Origin of the sequence: Bifidobacterium gallicum DSM 20093 = LMG 11596 (genome assembly GCF_000741205.1) — a bacterium.
Taxonomy (GTDB): domain Bacteria; phylum Actinomycetota; class Actinomycetes; order Actinomycetales; family Bifidobacteriaceae; genus Bifidobacterium; species Bifidobacterium gallicum.
Genome location: NZ_JGYW01000009.1, coordinates 13,899 through 32,717 on the forward strand (window position 1 = coordinate 13,899; position 18,819 = coordinate 32,717).

Annotated in this window: 11 protein-coding genes and 1 CRISPR repeat array; of the genes, 1 reads left to right on the forward strand and 10 read right to left on the reverse strand. The window is 55.8% G+C overall.

Going from position 1 to position 18,819, the window contains the following annotated elements; all coding sequences use genetic code 11:
* Window positions 1-57 precede the first annotated feature (57 nt).
* The 9 genes from BGLCM_RS06780 to BGLCM_RS06820 form a co-directional block, all read right to left on the reverse strand.
* On the reverse strand, window positions 58-2,283 hold the full coding sequence (locus BGLCM_RS06780; RefSeq protein WP_006294578.1) for an elongation factor G: 2,226 nt from the start codon (window positions 2,281-2,283) through the stop codon (window positions 58-60).
* Between the two features lie 16 nt (window positions 2,284-2,299).
* Window positions 2,300-4,099: direct repeats of the CRISPR family, unit length 28 nt; unit sequence GGATCATCCCCGCGCTTGCGGGGAGCAC.
* A 137-nt stretch (window positions 4,100-4,236) separates the two neighbouring features.
* Complete coding sequence (gene cas2e / locus BGLCM_RS08350) at window positions 4,237-4,599, reverse strand: type I-E CRISPR-associated endoribonuclease Cas2e (protein ID WP_081450373.1); 363 nt, start codon at window positions 4,597-4,599, stop codon at window positions 4,237-4,239.
* A complete protein-coding gene (cas1e, locus tag BGLCM_RS06790) occupies window positions 4,590-5,690 on the reverse strand; it encodes a type I-E CRISPR-associated endonuclease Cas1e (RefSeq protein ID WP_006294574.1) in 1,101 nt (366 codons plus the stop codon). The genes cas2e and cas1e overlap by 10 nt, the downstream gene beginning before the upstream one ends.
* 37 nt (window positions 5,691-5,727) lie before the next feature.
* A complete protein-coding gene (gene cas6e / locus BGLCM_RS06795; protein ID WP_044085204.1) occupies window positions 5,728-6,465 on the reverse strand; it encodes a type I-E CRISPR-associated protein Cas6/Cse3/CasE in 738 nt (245 codons plus the stop codon).
* A gap of 16 nt (window positions 6,466-6,481) precedes the next feature.
* Window positions 6,482-7,234 (reverse strand): type I-E CRISPR-associated protein Cas5/CasD, encoded by a 753-nt coding sequence (gene cas5e, locus BGLCM_RS06800; RefSeq protein ID WP_006294572.1) that lies wholly within the window; start codon window positions 7,232-7,234, stop codon window positions 6,482-6,484.
* A gap of 4 nt (window positions 7,235-7,238) precedes the next feature.
* A complete protein-coding gene (gene cas7e, locus BGLCM_RS06805; protein ID WP_006294571.1) occupies window positions 7,239-8,384 on the reverse strand; it encodes a type I-E CRISPR-associated protein Cas7/Cse4/CasC in 1,146 nt (381 codons plus the stop codon).
* A 70-nt stretch (window positions 8,385-8,454) separates the two neighbouring features.
* Window positions 8,455-9,051 (reverse strand): type I-E CRISPR-associated protein Cse2/CasB, encoded by a 597-nt coding sequence (gene casB, locus BGLCM_RS06810; protein ID WP_160268323.1) that lies wholly within the window; start codon window positions 9,049-9,051, stop codon window positions 8,455-8,457.
* A gap of 25 nt (window positions 9,052-9,076) precedes the next feature.
* Window positions 9,077-10,777 (reverse strand): type I-E CRISPR-associated protein Cse1/CasA, encoded by a 1,701-nt coding sequence (casA, locus tag BGLCM_RS06815; protein ID WP_006294569.1) that lies wholly within the window; start codon window positions 10,775-10,777, stop codon window positions 9,077-9,079.
* 107 nt (window positions 10,778-10,884) lie between these two features.
* Complete coding sequence (locus BGLCM_RS06820; RefSeq protein WP_006294568.1) at window positions 10,885-13,944, reverse strand: CRISPR-associated helicase/endonuclease Cas3; 3,060 nt, start codon at window positions 13,942-13,944, stop codon at window positions 10,885-10,887.
* A 424-nt stretch (window positions 13,945-14,368) separates the two neighbouring features.
* Between BGLCM_RS06820 and BGLCM_RS06825 the strand changes: the two genes are divergently transcribed.
* Window positions 14,369-14,686, forward strand: a complete 318-nt coding sequence (locus BGLCM_RS06825) for a PIN domain-containing protein (RefSeq protein WP_052295089.1) — start codon at window positions 14,369-14,371, stop codon at window positions 14,684-14,686.
* A gap of 199 nt (window positions 14,687-14,885) precedes the next feature.
* Here the strand turns inward: BGLCM_RS06825 and ileS are convergent, their stop codons facing one another.
* Window positions 14,886-18,254 (reverse strand): mupirocin-resistant isoleucine--tRNA ligase, encoded by a 3,369-nt coding sequence (gene ileS / locus BGLCM_RS06830; RefSeq protein WP_006294566.1) that lies wholly within the window; start codon window positions 18,252-18,254, stop codon window positions 14,886-14,888.
* Window positions 18,255-18,819 lie beyond the last annotated feature (565 nt).

Genomic DNA, 18,819 nt, shown 5'->3' on the forward strand with positions numbered 1-18,819 from the left:
GGGTTGGGCTGCAGTGTGGTGGGCTGAGTTGCGCTACTGCTGTGTTGCGCGGAACTTTCAACCCTCTTGAGTCTCCTCGGTCTCCTCCTGCGCATCTGCCGGCGCGGGGGCCGCGAAATTGGCGGACGTTGCGTAAGGCAGATGCATGAACTCGGGCACCTTGTACCACTTGACTGGATACCCGGCGCCATGCGCGCAGAACACCGAATCGGGCGTGTGATCAAGATCGGACTCAGGCTCGTAGGCAGCCTGTTCGATGATTTCCTGGGCGTTATGGCAGGGCCTGTAGCCGTTGAACACGAGCGTGAGATGGCCGCGGCCGTGCGTGTATTGCATCACGTCCATCGCGTAGTCACGCAAGCCGGCGGCAGGAGCCGTGCCACGCACGCAAACCATGCCGTCGGCCGCAGCGGACGAATCGGACGGCGAGGATGCTGCAGCAGTCCCCTCCCCCATGTCCAAATCCGCGGCGCCAAATGAACCGCCCATGCGCTGCACGTCGGCCATCGCACGACCCACGTTCTCTTGCGGCACTTCAATCTCAAAGCGGTACCACGGCTCGAGCAGCACGCACGCGCCACGCGCCTTGAGTTCCATCAGACCCTGCCGAATCGCACGATACGTGGCCTGACGAAAATCACCACCCTCCGTGTGCTTCAAGTGCGCACGACCCGCCACCAGCGTGAACTTGACATTCGTCAGTGGAGCACCCGTCAGCACGCCCAGATGCTCACGCTCCACACAATACGACAGAATCAGACGCTGCCAATTGCGGTCGAGTTCGTCCTCGGGAACCGCGCTGGCGACGGCAATACCGGGACTGGAAGGAGCTTGCGCAACGACTGGGGCGGCCGGAGCGGATGAACCGTCGGCTGACTCGCTCCCGAGCGGCTCGAGCAGGATATGCGCCTCGGCATAGTGGCGCAACGGCTCAAAATGGCCCATGCCCTCCTGCGGTTCGGCAATCGTCTCCTTGTAGAGGATGGAACCGGGACCGAACGACACGTCCAGATGAAAGCGCGTGCGCAGCAACTGCTCCACCACTTCCAGCTGCACGGCGCCCATGAGCTGCACATGGATTTCCTCAAGCTGCGGCTGCCAAAGCACGTGCAGCATCGGATCCTCGTCACCGAGCGTACGCAAGGCCGTCAGGCAACGGTGCACGTCCTCGTCACCCGGCAGCAGCGTGTACGACAGCACAGGCTGCAGCATCGGCGGCAAAGCCGGAGGTTCAAAACCGAGCCCCTGTCCCGGGAACGTAGCCGTCAGACCCGTCACGGCCGCCACCTGACCGGCGCCCACACGCTCAACCGTCGTGTATTTGGCGCCCGAGTAAGCACGCACTTGGTCGACTTTCTCACGCACAGGCTCGCCGTGCACGTTACGCAAGTCAAGCATGGTCTTGGCCGACAGCTCACCGCCCGTAATTTTCAGCCATGTCAACCGTGCTCCCGACGCGTCATGAGAGATGCGGATCACGCGCGCGCCGAACTCGGCTGGGTAGACAGGCTCGCGCACGAGCTGGCTGAACGCATGCATAAACTCGTCAATGCCCTCAAGCCGCAGCGCGGAGCCGAAAAACACAGGAAACATCGTGCGGTCGGCAATCATCGACTGCAGCGTGGGTAGCGAAATTGAGCCCGCGTCCATATATTCGTCCATCGCCTGCTCGCTCAACACGGCCGCGTCCTCAAGGGTCGGGCTGGGTTCGGCGTTGAGCAGGGCCTGGCCGTCGACCAAGGCGTCACCAAAGCGGGAACGCAGCTGAGTAAGCAGTGCGTCACGGTCCGCACCCGGCATATCAATTTTGTTGACGAAAATGAACGTCGGAACGTCGTAACGCTTGAGCAGCCGCCACAACGTTTCCGTATGGCCCTGAATACCGTCCGTCGCGCTGACAACGAGCACTGCATAGTCAAGCGCCGTCAACGCGCGCTCCATTTCCGCCGAGAAATCCGTGTGGCCGGGAGTGTCGAGCAATGTCACTTGCAGCGGGTCGTCTTGGAAAGGATCGTGCGGATGTTGCGGTGCGGAGGGGTCGGTTTGGGCTTTATTATTGTGTATTTCTGTGGTAGCCGCAGTGCCATCCAATTGCAACACAGCCGGCTCCGTAAAAATCGTGATACCGCGCTCGCGCTCAATCGCGTCGGTGTCCAGGAACGCGTCCCCATGGTCCACGCGTCCAAGCTTGCGCACGGCTCCCGCACGATACAGCAACGCTTCGGATAGCGTGGTCTTGCCCGCATCCACATGAGCTACGATGCCTGCTACTAGATGACGCATAGGTGTACTTTAACAAGGATCATCCCCGCGCTTGCGGGGAGCACTTCCGCTTCTTGCCATTGGAAAGCGAAGTCTTTGGGATCATCCCCGCGCTTGCGGGGAGCACCGACACCACAGAAGCTGAGGGTTCACCCGATTAGGATCATCCCCGCGCTTGCGGGGAGCACCTGGTTCACGCTGTCGGTGACTTCGTACACCTGGGATCATCCCCGCGCTTGCGGGGAGCACACAGAGCATACCCCCCAAGCGCGTGGATCGCGAGGATCATCCCCGCGCTTGCGGGGAGCACGGCCGCGAATTGTGCCGGCTCCGTCATCGGCTGGGATCATCCCCGCGCTTGCGGGGAGCACCGGATGCTCACATCGAGCCACGACGCGGCTCCGGGATCATCCCCGCGCTTGCGGGGAGCACGAGTATGGCCTGCACGCCATTGATGCCGAACTGGGATCATCCCCGCGCTTGCGGGGAGCACGTCGATGTAGGTGGCCTTGGCGGTGATTCTCAGGGGATCATCCCCGCGCTTGCGGGGAGCACCGTGAACCACTGATCGAGGTCGAAGGCCACGCAGGATCATCCCCGCGCTTGCGGGGAGCACCATGAGTACGATGGCGAGCACGTCTCTCACGTGGGATCATCCCCGCGCTTGCGGGGAGCACGTTTGACTTATGCGCAACATTCCGCGGTTTTGGGGATCATCCCCGCGCTTGCGGGGAGCACCGATGTCCACGTGCACATTGCGGTCACGTCCCGGGGATCATCCCCGCGCTTGCGGGGAGCACACGAAAAAACAGCGTAGTTTTGCGCATGAAACAGGATCATCCCCGCGCTTGCGGGGAGCACTTGCCTGAAAATATTGGCGCGACCAAACCTGAGGGATCATCCCCGCGCTTGCGGGGAGCACTGGGGCTACGTCGAACGCGATGAGCCACCGGCGGGATCATCCCCGCGCTTGCGGGGAGCACCGAGTGTGCGCTGCCAGACGCGGCGGGTCTTGGGGATCATCCCCGCGCTTGCGGGGAGCACGCGAAAAAGCATTATCTGGAGGACTGCGACGCGGGATCATCCCCGCGCTTGCGGGGAGCACGGCACCAGCGTCCACGCGCAGTTCGAGCGCATGGGATCATCCCCGCGCTTGCGGGGAGCACCCTACGGCGTGCAGTTGCGCGACGAGCGTCGTGGGATCATCCCCGCGCTTGCGGGGAGCACTACGACGCGACGGACCATCCCAGCAGTACAGGAGGATCATCCCCGCGCTTGCGGGGAGCACGCGGGTGGAGCGAAGCGAGCAAGACGTGCACGAGGATCATCCCCGCGCTTGCGGGGAGCACCCGTGCACAGTCGCGCCTACAGGGCTCTGGCTGGGATCATCCCCGCGCTTGCGGGGAGCACGAGGATGAGCCTGGGCTGGGCACGATCGGCGTGGGATCATCCCCGCGCTTGCGGGGAGCACGAATGCAAGCTGACACTATTTTCAGCCCCCTGAGGATCATCCCCGCGCTTGCGGGGAGCACCTATGATGGGGACACGCCGGACGTGTGGCTGTCGGATCATCCCCGCGCTTGCGGGGAGCACGTTCCCATGAACAAGCGCGCCGGACTGCCCCGGGGATCATCCCCGCGCTTGCGGGGAGCACGGAAGGCATCTACGTCGACGGCGCGGCCGTCGAGGATCATCCCCGCGCTTGCGGGGAGCACAGTGCACACTCCTGGGACATCGTGGGGCAGCGGGGATCATCCCCGCGCTTGCGGGGAGCACGTGAGGCCTCTCAGGGGGATGAAGCTGACACTAGGATCATCCCCGCGCTTGCGGGGAGCACCCTAAAAAATCCCAGTGGTTCCAACCATACCACATCCTGCTGATCATCGTTTTCCTTTAGTCTGTATATGATGCACGCAAACTCATGCGGCATAGGCAGAAATCAAAATAGAATGGAAAACCCCCAGCAACGCAACATCACCGCCCTCCAAACTTGCGAGCGCGATGATAACGTGACGCTTTGCTCCATCCATCTTTACGGGATCCGGAGAAACTGTTGTCACGGTTTTCCAAAGGGCGCCGCACCAAAGTAAGCCCATCCTCATCTTCAGGAGTCCAAGAACTGCGTAGAGTTCGGAACGCGAGGTGCTGTTCATTGCGGGCGCTGTATACCATGATGGCGCGTCCTTCCCGAACGAGTTCTTCAATGCGTTCCCAGAGTTTGTCTCGCACGCGGGCGCTGACGTGTCCTACAAATACTCCTGGAGATATTTCCAGCAGCCAGCGTGTCAAGTCTCCGCGTAGTCCTGGAGGGCAGGCTGTCAGCACTATCACGACCATGGTTCCTCCATTTCCTCGTCATACACTGGCTCGGGCAGTTCAATAGGTTCAGGAATGTTCGCAAACGGTTCCCCTATTTCTAGGATTCCCTCTATCTCGTCGCTATCATCAATATCTCCGTACGATCGTCCAGCTTCAACCGTCCCTTCTTTGCCGTCCCAAAGATAGAGATTGTTTCCTTCATTCTCGGCGTCAGCGGCATCAAATAAATGATGAATATCCTTGACCATGCGGGGCATGATGGAGAGGTCATACATGGCATCTCGCATCGCTCGTCTCACCGCACCGCCAATATCATCCACTTCTGTTGCTGCTGTTTTGAATGCTACTGGAATGGATAATTCAGCTTTGTATAAATCCGCCATGTCATATACAAATGACAGTTCATGTCCCGTGTGCACGAACCCGAGTCCCGGAGAGCATCCCAGTGCAACAATCACGGCGTGAGCGATTCCGTACAAGCAAATATTGGCTGCGGACAACGCTTGGTTGATTCGGTCTGAATCCGCAAAATCTTCGGGTCTGTAATCTCGCCGTTCCCAACGAACCCCTGTTTGTTTGGACCAGTGCCGGTAGACGCGCCGCACGCGCGCCCCTTCCCTGCCGCGCAACTGTTGCATGGTCAGGTTCGACACATCTTCATGGGGAAAGCGCATCGCATACATAGCTCTCGCGACGCTGAGCCGTTTCCTCATATTGGTGACGAGCTGTGCTTGCTTCTGGAGAAGGTTCGAAGAATGGGTCAAAGGTTTCCCGGAACAATATGTGCGTACTCCGCGCTCCCCTACCCAAATCACTGTGGCACCATTGTCACCAATCACCATCATCGCCTGGTGGGTGACGCTGGTTCCAGGCCCTAGCATGAGCACGCTCAACGCCGCGGCAGGGATGTGTCGTACGCCGCGGTCATCCGTTACTGTAATCGCGTTGTTGTCTCGGTTGACGACGCAATGTTCGAAGTATAGGAACGTCAGCCGGTCTTCACAACGGACCAGCTCACCGAGCTCCGGTTTGGGGGTTCCGGCCCCTTTGTTCGGATTTGATCTGGGCTTCCCCGGTTCCGGGCTCGGCTGTGCTGGTTCATCGTTCATGGGTTTTCCTTGATTGTTATTTATTTCTGTGATTGCTTCATGGCGTCATGATTGGCGCCAATGTCATCAATCCGCAGCCAAACCCTTTCGCTTTGCCGATGCCGAAGCACAGCGCATGGCGTAGGGATTGAGGATCCTCTACCTGCAGGGTTCCTTCAAAAACAGCTGTGGATAAGGTGACTTGGTTCTTGCGGTCACGGAACTTGTGACGCTGCCGGTCAATCACTCGTACCGAGGACAGCAGCAGTGGATCCTTCACCTGTTCGTCAAAACCCGAGACAGGATCACGTTCAGGCAACGAGAATCCATTAGCTGCAGCGCGACGTTCAAACCAATCAATTTGTTGACGCACGGTGACATACGCCTGCCTGGAACCTTTCATCTTGTCAAATGTGGCCAGGCTGTTGTGGAGATTGAGGTCCGTCGCCGCGTTGCGCACGGGATTGGCGCAGACGCGGTAATGCCACTGTTGTCCTTGTGCCAAGCGATCAAGGAACGGAGTGTAATCCTTCGTTTCCCATTCGGCGTACCCCGGCCAACCCGCTTGCTCCACAATATGGAGCAAGTCAGGTTGTGATGGACTGACCACATACAGCCAGACGCTATGGTCCTGCCGGTTATGGTCCAACCTCCACAAGATGCGCCCTTCATCGGTGGCCCGTGGCGCGTGCGGCGGGAAACTGGCTTCCACAGCCGCATGGAGTTTGTAGGGAGAAGCCGCCAATTGTCGAGCCCCGATACGCGCCATATTCAATGCGATTCGAGAAAGATACATGGTCTTGTCTCCTTGCTCACATAAGGCTCATCGGGTCAGCTGCCCCGGTAAACTCTGGCGGACGGTTATCGGTTTGGCGCGCGGACGGCTCTGTGGCAGAGTCTTGCGTTGGGCAATCCACAAAATAGCGGCGTACCGGACGTTGCGCATACCGGCGATGCTTCTGACTGAAGCTCAACGGCATATCGGACTGCTGTCCCGTGGTTTCGCCATTTTCAACGGCATCCACCACAACCTGCAGCCGCTTGGAATCATGAACTTTTTTGCGGTACCAAGGCGACGCAATCCAAGGTTCCTTGTCCAGAGCCTCTTCCACATTGGCATAATCCTTGACCCCGAGGGACACTGGACTTGCCGGTGGACACGACCTGCGGCCCAGGAACAATGGCCACTGGGGATTGCGCAGCGCAGCATCTAACGACTCCAGCAACGAGCGTTCCCCCTCGATGGCCACAAGGAATTTGGCGTCTGCCAGATAGTAACGGTGAGTCAAAGGCATTGTGAGGGAGAATTCACCACTCTTCTTACGTGCGATGCTTTTTTCAGTCTGGAAGTCTCGCATGATTCTCCCAGGCTGGTCGGAACGCACCCCGAACCGTAAACCAAGCAGGTCTTCAATGGAATCCTCTCTGCGGCGACCCTGAGCCGATGCCAGCAAGCCTATGACAGCACTTTTGGTCGGTTCAGTCCTCGTCTCTCTACGATTGAATCGCGACGAGTCACCCCAGGATTGCATCGGTCCTGCAAGGCGCAAGATCAATACACTCATGTTCTCACTGCTCCTTGGCGGCCAGTTCTTGCTGGAGCACCGTATCCAAGGACTCGACCATGACAGGTAGCGTGACATGCTCACTCAAGGAATCCAACAATTCCACGGGTTGACCTGCCACAATATTCCATGCGGCAATTGGAGTCTCACCATAGGTGTCTTGGATATCCTGCAACTTGCGACCCAACCGTTCCGCGGCCACACGGGAAATGGACTTGTCTCGTTCAGCATGCACAGGACGTTCGAAGGCCTCAACAGGATTGATGGGCTGCGAATTACGCACAACCACCAGAGCTGCCGTGGGTAGCGTACGGTTGGCAAATGTGTTCTGCTTGCCGGTCGGCATTGACCTGAGGAACGCGTTGACGAACGCGTCCACAGCCTTGACAGTCATATCGGCACTCTGCAGCTGCTCATACAACGAATCCACAGCAACCGTGGCATAGCGATACAGTGTTGAGGAATTGAATCCAACCGTATCCAGCATGGCCGCTCCCGCATTATCATCGGCAGCGTCATCATCAATAGCAGTGAAGTAATCATATTCCGGAGTCACTTCATCCACCGAAATCGCATGAGCAACTTGAGCTGAAGCATCCGTGTTCAATTCGGGAGCATCAGCCAACATGCGTCCGAACAGTGCGATATCCACAGCTTGCGGCCCGTGGAACACTGCCGACACCTGGCCTTTCATTTCTTTAGAAGGTTTGTCCAAATCTTCATCGGCATCAATCCAAGCAATAGCGAGATCAGCCAACTTATCAATTTCCCTGTTGGCAATGAAAATCAGGTATTGCGTGAGATCTGCACCTTCCATGGATCCCTTGCGCTTCGACTTCTCGACTTTTGCACCAGTAGCAGTCAACGCCGCGGTGGCAGCCTTGTGGACTGTTTCCACATCAATATCAGGCCGCTTGGCGACAATGCTCTGTTCAATCTGAGCTAACGCATTCTTGGTACGGATACCCAACTGATCGGCATCGAGCATCTCCGGGAACGCTTCACGCATGGCACGCTTCCACGCTTGGCTTGATACGCGGGCACGCAACACTCCGCCATAGATTGCAGTCTTCGGATTACCCGTGTCATCCCGATTGATGTTGCTTGGAGGCACATTCTGGATGGCATAAATTTCAACAATAGTGGTCATGACGACTCCTTAAACAATATCGATAACGTATTGATTGCAAATCAGCGGCAATCAATCTTGTATTGGGTTCTTATTTGTTGGATGATTCAGCATTCCGCTGGGATTGGCGATAGTGGTAATCCATGCTCCAACGCTGGAACACGGCACCCCGGGAGTCCGGGAACTGCATCAGATACAAATCCCGGGCCAGACGCCCATAATCCAGAGCGATTGGGTGCTCTGTACTACGCATAAGCATGATGAGTGCGCGAAGATACCAAGCGGTGCCTTCAAAGGTGGGCGCGTTCTCTGCAGCATTCAATCTGCGGACCACACCTTTATCCTCATCGGAGCCTTCAGCGATGAACTGACAGGCTTTACCGAATGAAATCGGATAATATTCGCCCTCTTCTTTGCGTAACTGCGCCACACCATAATCTTTGGACTGCTGGTGTACGGCATACAATCCGAGTGCTGTGGTGATAGCTTTGACCAAGCGGGAGTCATGCTCGGGGTCTCCCAGCATGTCTTCCGGCCATGCATCAAAGATTACCGCGCCAGCAGCCAGCCAGTCCGTATGTGCCGGATCTGCGCATTTGCGAAGATTCGCCAGAACGGCACGGACATCAGCGCTGGCACCTCCATTGCCGACATACTCTTGCTGCATGTTGCGCACGAGACGGTTCACGTATGTTTGCACGCCACGTGCTTTGTCACTGCGTTGGAGCATCTTCTTCCCCTTCCGTTGGTATGGAATGTTCACTCAGCGACCCCAAGTTCTCCTTCAGTCGGTATTTCAGGGTCAACATGGCCTGCCCCGCGTCCACGCGACGCCCGTTCTCCTCATGGAATGAGAAGGACTGAGTCGGCGACTGATCCAGATAATCTTGCGCAAGTCGCAAGAGCAACCTATGGATTTCATCCTTCCAAGACTTGCAGTACGCCAGCGCATCATCATCAGATCGATATTGGGCCAATCGTTCGCGAAACACTCCGTCAAGTGCCGCATAAGCCTCTTCAGCAATCTGCATCCGGGTATCAGTACGCCTGTTTTTGCTGTCACTATCTGCGCCGCTGGCAACTTCAAGACGGAACGCGAAGGTACCTAGATCTTTCACCGACTGTTCAGTGGCAGCGACCACATCCAGCACTCTGCCGATAATGTCACCACCGCTGCGTAGCATCTCACTACTTAATTCCAGAGAATCATCGTATGACGCTTCAAACACTGAACTTTGCGTGCCATAGGTCATGCCTTGGGCAATGATGCCTATAGTTTGCAATAGATGCTTCTCGCGCAATTCAGGAATCTCGTCAAAGAGTCGGTCCAACCAACGTAGCACTCCAGGACGTGCCGAATTTTCCGAATCGGCGACCAGCAGCGGCCCCAATGAACGCCACAATGCCTTGCCTGCTTCGAAGGTCCGAGGCATTACCACAGGTGCATTGCCCTCACCCTTCTTTGGTTTGGACACTCTCCAAGAGGTATGCATTTCTGCAATTTGTGTGTATGCAGGACGGATAATATCGCCATAACAAATCACAAGGCCAATAACCTGCGTACCGGCTTCATTGCATACCAATCGGATACGCCGTGACTGCACAGTCAACGCATCGACCATGCCACGGAAGCCATCTCGAACCACAAGGTCATGTTCCGGCGGGGTGTCAAGTTCCCAAGGAGCACGATCATAGGTGGATTCAGACAGTTCTGAAGTCAAAGGGTTAGATATGACCCAGTTCAACATAATTGTTTCGAACAGGTTAGATCCTTCTGCCCACACGCTACCGATATTGCCAAGCCACCCTACCGATGGCACTCCTTGCGGCGCAAAGGCTTTTCCCTTGTTAATTGCAGAAAACCCTTCCACGGGGCTCTTGATGCCTGCAGTATCGTAAGCCATGATCGTAAGCAGCTGTCGTGCTGCCTCAGCGAAATCCAGCCCTTCCAGCGTTTCTGGATTGCGCAACGAGAACAATCCCGTACCTTTAGGCACGTCCAGAATCATTGTCTCCACACCGTCATATGCCTTTTTGCCGACATATTCCAAATCCGGCACTTGGTAGAACGGTGTCTTGCTATCGAACAACTCGAATTTAGCTTCATACTTGTTCAAGTATGCGTTGATGATCTCCAGATCGAATTCGCCAAGATCCCAGAATTCTTGCCACAATGCATAGCATTCCGATGGAGCCACATCGATTTGCTCCATTTCATAAGCGCGCATCCAGATTGCTTCAAACAATCGATACAGCACAGCTTTTTGCAATGGATTATCAGTAACAATCGCAACGATATGCGACGCCTGCTCAAACGACTCACGCAAGCTTACAACAGCGCGAGTCGCATCATCATAGACCACAGGAATCCAAGGATCATTCACCAAATTGAATTGAGGTTGGATAGCCTTCATCGCCCTACACCTCCCTTCTATTTACAGAAATGGATATGCAGCTTCAGCGCTGCATATCCATGACTATAACAGAAGAATGATAAGTTCGCAACTGATAGTAGTTAATATCATGACTGTGGGTTGCGAATATGCTTCAGACCGGTTTCCGATCCATACTGCAGGCGTTCTCCCAGAACAATTCCCTCATACATGTCCAGACCACCGGCAGGCTGCAATATGAGGGGCAATACGCCTTCAAGCATTGGGGATTCTTGCCATGCCATGGCATAGTGGCCTCCAGTGCGTTCCAAATCCTCAATAATCGCCTCGATGCAATCACCATCGTTCTTGGGATGGGTCAGTGACAGCGGCAATCGAATCATTTGCCCTAACATGGCGTCCACAATGCGACTATTGGGTATCGTGTCAGCTGGAACTACAGGGCCTAATCCGCCATCTTCGTCCAGCACATGCAGCACCCCATCCTCGTCTTGCACCAACAACATCACTTCCAACGATTCCTGAGCATCACGAACAGCCTGCATGCCGCGCTCTTCACCTTGCCGGTCCAGCAAACCAGCGCGACCGAAAAAATCAACCAGCGTTTCCTTGGAAGCCAGCATCGTATCCAATTGTTTCAGGCAATAGTCAGTTGCCCTTTTCTGCTTACTTTCATCATGTTCATCCCGAACCTGAACTGCTTTCTCATATGAGGCATGCCATTGTTCGGGGATACGCTCACATGCATCCGCCCCATACGCTTCGCGCACCACAACAGCAATATCCTCCGGCAGTAATTGCTCAGAACAAGCCTGTTCATCAGTGATATCCAGCACTGTGAGCGCTTCCATCAGCGACGCCTTCTCATATACATGGGATACGCCGTTGTCAAATGTCGGGGTTTGCCATGATGTAACGCCACGCACATAACATTCGGGGATGGCCACACGCGGGGGTCGTTGTGATCGCTCATGGCGGTGCATGCGCCCTACGCGCTGCATAATCAGGTCCACAGGAGCAATGTCACTAATCATGAGGTCCACATCAATATCCAAGGATTGCTCCAGCACCTGTGTACCGACAACAATCAGACAGTGGGGGCGCTTGCCGTTTTCCAATGTGGCCGCGTTTCCCAGCATGTGCAAGAGTTGCTCTTCTTTGGAACGTCGGTCATCGTCGGTAAATCGCGCGTGCAAAAGCATCACCTCATCCGCTGCATACTGATCTTGCAATGCTTCATACACTTTCTGTGCCCTACCGACCGTGTCACACACCACTGCGGCGCAGCCGCCCTCACGCAACTTATCTTGCAACAAGGCGCACAATTCTTCGATATCGTCGCCCATAGCGTTGAATCGCACGGTTTGCGACCTGCCACTTGGAGCCACAGCGGCATGATGGATATGCATCCCGTCCGTGTAACTGATCAGAGGGTATGCTATCCGGGAATCTGTTTCTTCGGTCTCAGACCCACCCATGGATTCCGGGGGGTGTTGCCGTTTCTTACGCCCCCGTATAGAACCGGTACGCAATTGTGCATGATTCATTTGGTATTCCCATGCATGCTCGGCTTTACGCCCGCGCATATAAGCATCAAGGTATGCCTCACGCAATGCCGGTGGTAGCGTTGCCGATAAAAGAACTACCGGTACTTGCAAACCGCCCAGCCAAGTGAGCACACATTCCAGATATTGCTGCATGTATCGGTCATAGGCATGGCATTCATCGACAACGACTATTTTGTTGGCTAAGGCGAGGTCTCGCAACGCCACATGTTTCATTTGCAATGCACCCATAAGCACGTGGTCTACTGTGCAAATCAGGAAGTTGGCCAGCGGGCCTTTCTTGCGGCCCCATAGCCAGTCAGCCACCATGGTGTTGCTCTTCCGTGGTGCAGTTTCGTCATACACGGATGCCATTGATTTTGATTGAGCAATGAGACCCCGAAATTCACGATTACGTGTCGCCTTGCCATGCGACAGCCACACGGATTTATCAGTATCAGAGGGCAATGCATCCAACCAGGAGTGCACACGCGTGAACATCGGATCCGTGGTGGCCATTGTCGGCAATGCGACGCAGACACCTCCCGCTTGTGTTTTTGCGGCGAGTATTTCGGCAGCCATCAGAGCGGCTTCTGTTTTGCCCTCACCCATAGGCGCTTCGACAATCATGATGCCTGGCTGCTCCACAGCATTGCACAGCTCAACAACCTTTTTTTGCATGGGACGCATTTGCGCCTGCTGAGGCATATTGAATCGTTGCTGGAACCAGTGCTGCACCGCTTGTGCATTATCGAGATCTTCAAGCGCTGACGCTTGCCATGCTGGAGTCAGCTTTGCCGTGCTCCATCCGCGCTCCCCACGCTCACGCAGTTCTCGAAATTCACTAGGCGCCGACTTCTCCGCTGAAGCGCGCGCGGGGAAGAGAGGAAACATTCCCGCGTCACTATTACTGGCAATCCAATCGGCCATGATGACCATACCTGTGATAATCAAGGCGACATGGGATCCGAGCTCTAGTGTTCGAAGCCGCTGCATATCGGCATCTGTCAATCCGCTGATTTGGATTGCGAATGCAATTAGCTCCCGTTGTACTTCCTGCCATAGGGAATACGCATCACTACTTCCCATTTCCGCATTTCTTTTGTAAGCATCACGAAGTTTGCCGGTTTCAGCCGGACGGCCATGATGGCCACCAACAACACTCGCATAAGAGCGAGCGCCCCGCTGCGTAAATCCATAAGTATCTGTGAGATACCGCTCAAGAATGAGTTCACCTGCAATGGTGTGATAGGGTTCAACCCCTTCCAGATAAGGACTGAATGGCAATCCCGCTTGTTCAGGTTTCCAAGCCATGGACTTCACACCATCCACATCACCAGATATATGAATGGAACGATTTTGGAAAATTGGCGTGGCTTTGCCGATATCATGCACAGCAGCCAGAAATATCACCACTTTGCGCGCCAAATCATAATCATTGTTGAAATTACGGGTGATTGTTCGTTTCGTATGCTCAGGCAGCCATTGATACCACAATCGATCCGCCACAAACCCCGCGTCATGCATATGCACATACAATGGCGACCATTGTTCGCCCGTTTGCCTATCAGTTTTTCCCCATATGGAGCGCGCAGCCTCAGAAAGGTCGATTGAGCCTTGTAATTTCTTGAATGGCTCTACCATTGGCACCTCGTTTCCCCCGCTTCAATACCTCTTCTATATTGCTGCGTTGAAATCCACCCTACACCATAAAAAAAATCGGGCCACCATTAGGAAGCCCGATATCCCCTGGAAATCAGGGGAACACGCATATATCAACTAATATCACGGATCATCCAATACTCACAAAACCATGATTTGACAATCGGGTTTCACTGATTGGAACAACATATATGCACAGTTCACTGTATCTTACTTTTCTTCAAATCTTCCCATGTTCGCTTCCCTGAGTGAAAGCAATCCATGCTCTACCCTCTATAACCATCTATATATAGACACAAGGAGGAACGATGAGCAGCAGCACGGTATCAGCTAGCGTCGCACCGGTAACAAAGAATGTAGCAAAACAACATAATCCGCAAAAAGGGACTAACTCCTCACTCATGCAGTGCAGCACAATAACACAGTATTCGTCAGCCCATTGTCATTGAAAGATTTGTACTATATTGGCGCCAAACGATTTGGGCGTGACGCTATGCGCATGGCAATCCAGTCCATTGTGACAATCTGCACGGTAACTGATTGTTCTTCTATTGACTGCATCAATGCCGCTGATTCCAACGAGCCGGACTTTGAAGATGATCTCATTCGTGCAACTGCGGAACGCTTGAACGTTGATATCATCATCACTCGTGATGAAACAGCATTCAGCCATAGCCTCGTCCGTTCGATGAATGCTGAACGATATTTGGAATTATTCACATAATTAATACTTGTGTGTTCTTCTGCGCTACCATATTGCTATATATTGATTGCTCTATATCGCATCCCAACACCAAAGCGGTCCGCACCTCCTCTCAGAGATACGGACCGCTTTGCTATTGCCGCGCTATTGCGTTGCTATTGCCGCGCCTGCACCGCGTGCACTGAAGCCACCTTCAGTCACACCGGTTACAGTTCCAGCATCACACCTTCGCCACGCTCACCGCGAGCTCCTCGCCCGGCTGCACTTCAACCTGGTCGGCCAGCGTTTCAGCGGCAATCAGTTCGCGGAACTGCTCGACCTTGGCCACGTCGTCGGCTGGTACGGTCAGCGTTAGCGCAATGTGGTCGGACACGTCCAAATCGGCTTCCTTGCGCGCGTCCTGCACGGCGCGAATCACGTCTCGCGCGTATCCTTCAGCCAGCAAGTCGTCGTTCAAGTCAAGGTCGAGCACCACGAATCCGCCCGTCGGCATGATCGACGACGCCGTGTGCCCAGCGGCGGCGCTGTCGGTTTCCTCGATGCGCTTGGTCAGGTCGTACTCGTTGGGTTCGAGCACAATGGCCCCGTCAGGCGTATCGATTACGGGCGCGCCCGTCTGGGCGTCCGTATGCCAGTCGCCGCTCTTCGACGCCTTGATCACGAACTGCACCTTCTTGCCCAGGCGCGGGCCTGCGGCTCGTGCGTTGACCTTGAGTTCGTCAATGATCTTCAGTCCGTGCGCCGCAGCTTCGTCAACCGTCAGGAACTCAATGTCCTTGATGTTGAGTTCGCCCTTGAGCAGCTCGTCGTACCCCATCACAGCCGACGCATCCTCGGTCACCACAGTCATACGGGCCAGCGGCTGGCGTACACGCATCTTCGCCGCCTTACGCAGCGACAGCGCCGTCGACACCACTTCGCGCACCTTGTCCATCGCGGCTACGAGCGCACCGTTCTCGACGAGCACGCGGCCCAGTTCGGTATCCTCGCCGGTTTCCGGGTCGGTCAGGTACGGCCACTCGCCCAGGTGCACGGACTCTTCGCCCGTCAAGCCGCGCCACACGGCTTCGGCTTCCATCGGGGCCAGCGGAGCCAGCAGGCGCATGAAGCATTCGAGCACAGTGTAGAGCGTGTTGAACGCGTTCTCGTCTTCGTTCCAGAAACGGTCACGCGAGTTGCGGATGTACCAGTTCGTCAGCACGTCAATGAACTCGGCCACCTCAGCACAGGCGTCCGCGATCGCGAACGCGTCCAAGTCGGCCGTCACTTGCGCAATCATCTTGCGTGTGCGGGCCAGCAGGTAACGGTCCATGGCCGGCAGTCCCGGCACTTCATCCGCACTCAGCTTGCGCGCGTCATACCCTTGGCCACCGTTCGCCGCGTTGGCATACAGCGTGAAGAAGTAGTACGTGCTCCACACGGGCAGCATGATCGAGCGCACGGTGTCGCGGATGCCGTCTTCCGTCACGATCAGGTTACCGCCGCGCAGAATCGGCGAGCTCATCAGGAACCAGCGCATCGCGTCCGAACCGTACTTGTCGAACACGCCGTTCACGTCCGGATAGTTGCGCAAGTGCTTGCTCATCTTCTGGCCGTCGTTGCCGAGCACAATGCCGTGGCAGATCACGTTCTTGAACGCCGGCTTATCAAACAGGGCCGTCGCCATCACGTGCAGCAGGTAGAACCAGCCGCGCGTCTGGCCAATGTATTCGACAACAAAGTCGCTTGGGAAGTGCTCTTCGAAGTACTGCTTGTTTTCGAACGGATAGTGGAACTGCGCGAACGGCATCGAACCTGATTCGAACCAGCAGTCGAGCACGTCCGTGATGCGTCGCATTGTCGACTTGCCGGTCGGGTCATCTGGGTTCGGTCGCGTCAGCTCGTCAATGAACGGCCGGTGCATGTTGATATTGCCGTCATGGTCGCGCGGGTAGTCACCAAAGTCCGCTTTGAGTTCATCCAGCGACCCGTACACGTCCACGCGCGGGTAGTTCGGATCGTCCGACACCCACACGGGAATCGGGCTTCCCCAGAACCGGTTACGGGAGATCGACCAGTCACGTGCGTTCGAGAGCCACTTGCCGAACTGTCCGTCCTTCACGTTCTCAGGAATCCAGTTAATCTGCTGGTTCAGTTCAATCAGACGAGGTTTTATTTTTGTGACCGAAACAAACCAACTCGACACGGGCTTATAGATCAATGGGGTGCCGCAACGCCAGCAATGCGGGTAAGAGTGCACGTAGCTCTTTTCCTGGAACAGCAACGCACGCTGGTCTTCCGGCATGGCGGCGAGCGGACCATCACCCGCACGCAGGTTGCGCAAGATCGGCAGGTTCGCGTCGAACACGCTCATGCCCGCATAGTCAGGCACTTGGGCTGTGAACTTGCAACCCTGGTCGAGCACGTCCAGGGCCTTGATGTCGTGGGCCGTCAACGTGTTCATATCGTCTTCACCGTAAGGAGCCTGGTGCACAATGCCCGTACCCTCAGCCGTGTCGACGTAATCAGCCGTGAAAATCTGGTAGGCGTTCGGACCTGGCACGCCACCTTCAGCGCGCGCCTCGTCACCAGCGAAGTACGGGAACACGGGGTAATAACGCCAACCGACCATGTCGCGGCCCTTGAGCTCGCGCACAATCGCATAGTCCTCGCCCAGTTCCTTGCCATACGAACCCAGCAGCGCCTTGGCCACATAGAACTTCTTGCCAGCGAACTTGCCTTCAGCCGGCTGCACTTCCACGTAATCGATGTCATCGCCGACCACGAGCGCGAAGTTCGTCGGGATTGTCCATGGCGTCGTCGTCCAGAACACGGCATAGGCGTCGTCTTCGTCCTGCAGCTTCACAGCCACCGACACGGTCGTGTCCTGACGGTCCTGATAAACGTCGGCGTCCATGCGCAGCTCATGGGCCGACAGTGGCGTCTGGTCCTTCGGGCAATACGGCAGCACACGGAATCCCTGGTAGGCCAAACCCTTCGTATAGAGCTGCTTGAACGCCCACATCACCGATTCCATATACGGCAGATCAAGCGTCTTGTAGCCGTGGTCAAAATCAACCCAACGGCCCTGACGATCCACATAGTCATGCCATTCGTTCACATACTTGAGCACGGACTTGCGGCTGGCCTCATTGAACTTGTCAATGCCCATTTCCTCAATCTGTTCGACCGAGTCGATGCCAAGTTCCTTCTGCGCTTCCAATTCGGCGGGCAGACCATGCGTATCCCAACCGAAAACGCGGTTGACCAAATGACCTTTCATCGTCTGGTAGCGCGGAATCACATCCTTGGCATAGCCCGTGAGCAAATGGCCGTAATGAGGCAGGCCGTTCGCAAAAGGCGGTCCGTCAAAGAACACGAACTCGTTGCTGCCGTTCTCCCCCGCAGGGTTTTCATCAAGCGAGCGCTGGAACGTGTCATTGGACTGCCAATAGGCCAGCACGTCCTCTTCGAGTTCGGGGAAGCTGGGGTTTGGTGCGACGCTGGCGCTTACGTTGCCTACTGCCGCTTTGGGATAGATGTGGTTGGTGTGTGTATTGGCGCATTCAGGCTCGTTGGCCTGCTGTGATGGCTGTGATTCGCTCACCATGGCTCCTCGTGTAGTTAGGGACTAAACCATCACGAGGACGACAATCCTTTGAGCTTCATGCCCGTGTGGATTACCGCGGTACCACCTCGCTTGCCGGATTGTGCCGGTTCCACGTTTTGGGGCGTGTGAACGGGGTTGTCAATCCGACCGCTTGCGTTAGGCTGTGTCGGGCCTTCCCGCCGGTTCTACTGGGTGCAATGCCGAGTTAGTAAAGTGGCTGCACTGTTCTTCCGGGAGCTCCCCGTTGATGGCGGATCATCGCTCTTGTTTGCGTTGGCCAGTATAGCAGCAGCCATCCCGTAACTGGAGCTACAACAATGCCCGCTGTCCATATAAAACGACGGGCATTGCAATCCGGCATATGCGCGGTCTGCCTCATCATCATCCAGACGGACACACGCTAAGCGTTCACTGTGCGGCGTGGATTGCTGCGATGGGTCACAATGCCCTCCTTGCAGATGAAAGCCCGGACGTCATTACGTCACGGCGCTGCACACCCTACGTTTGGAGCGCAATAACCAACCAAGGCGATTCATCAAGCGGACGCAGTCATGTTCACAATGTG

Coding starts and splice junctions, on each gene's coding strand:
- BGLCM_RS06820 (WP_006294568.1), bottom strand. CDS start 13,944: ATGGTAGAGCCATTCAAGAAATTACAAGGCTCAATCGACCTTTCTGAG.
- cas2e (WP_081450373.1), bottom strand. CDS start 4,599: ATGGTCGTGATAGTGCTGACAGCCTGCCCTCCAGGACTACGCGGAGAC.
- casA (WP_006294569.1), bottom strand. CDS start 10,777: ATGAAGGCTATCCAACCTCAATTCAATTTGGTGAATGATCCTTGGATT.
- cas7e (WP_006294571.1), bottom strand. CDS start 8,384: ATGACCACTATTGTTGAAATTTATGCCATCCAGAATGTGCCTCCAAGC.
- BGLCM_RS06780 (WP_006294578.1), bottom strand. CDS start 2,283: ATGCGTCATCTAGTAGCAGGCATCGTAGCTCATGTGGATGCGGGCAAG.
- cas6e (WP_044085204.1), bottom strand. CDS start 6,465: ATGTATCTTTCTCGAATCGCATTGAATATGGCGCGTATCGGGGCTCGA.
- ileS (WP_006294566.1), bottom strand. CDS start 18,254: ATGGTGAGCGAATCACAGCCATCACAGCAGGCCAACGAGCCTGAATGC.
- cas1e (WP_006294574.1), bottom strand. CDS start 5,690: ATGAACGATGAACCAGCACAGCCGAGCCCGGAACCGGGGAAGCCCAGA.
- cas5e (WP_006294572.1), bottom strand. CDS start 7,234: ATGAGTGTATTGATCTTGCGCCTTGCAGGACCGATGCAATCCTGGGGT.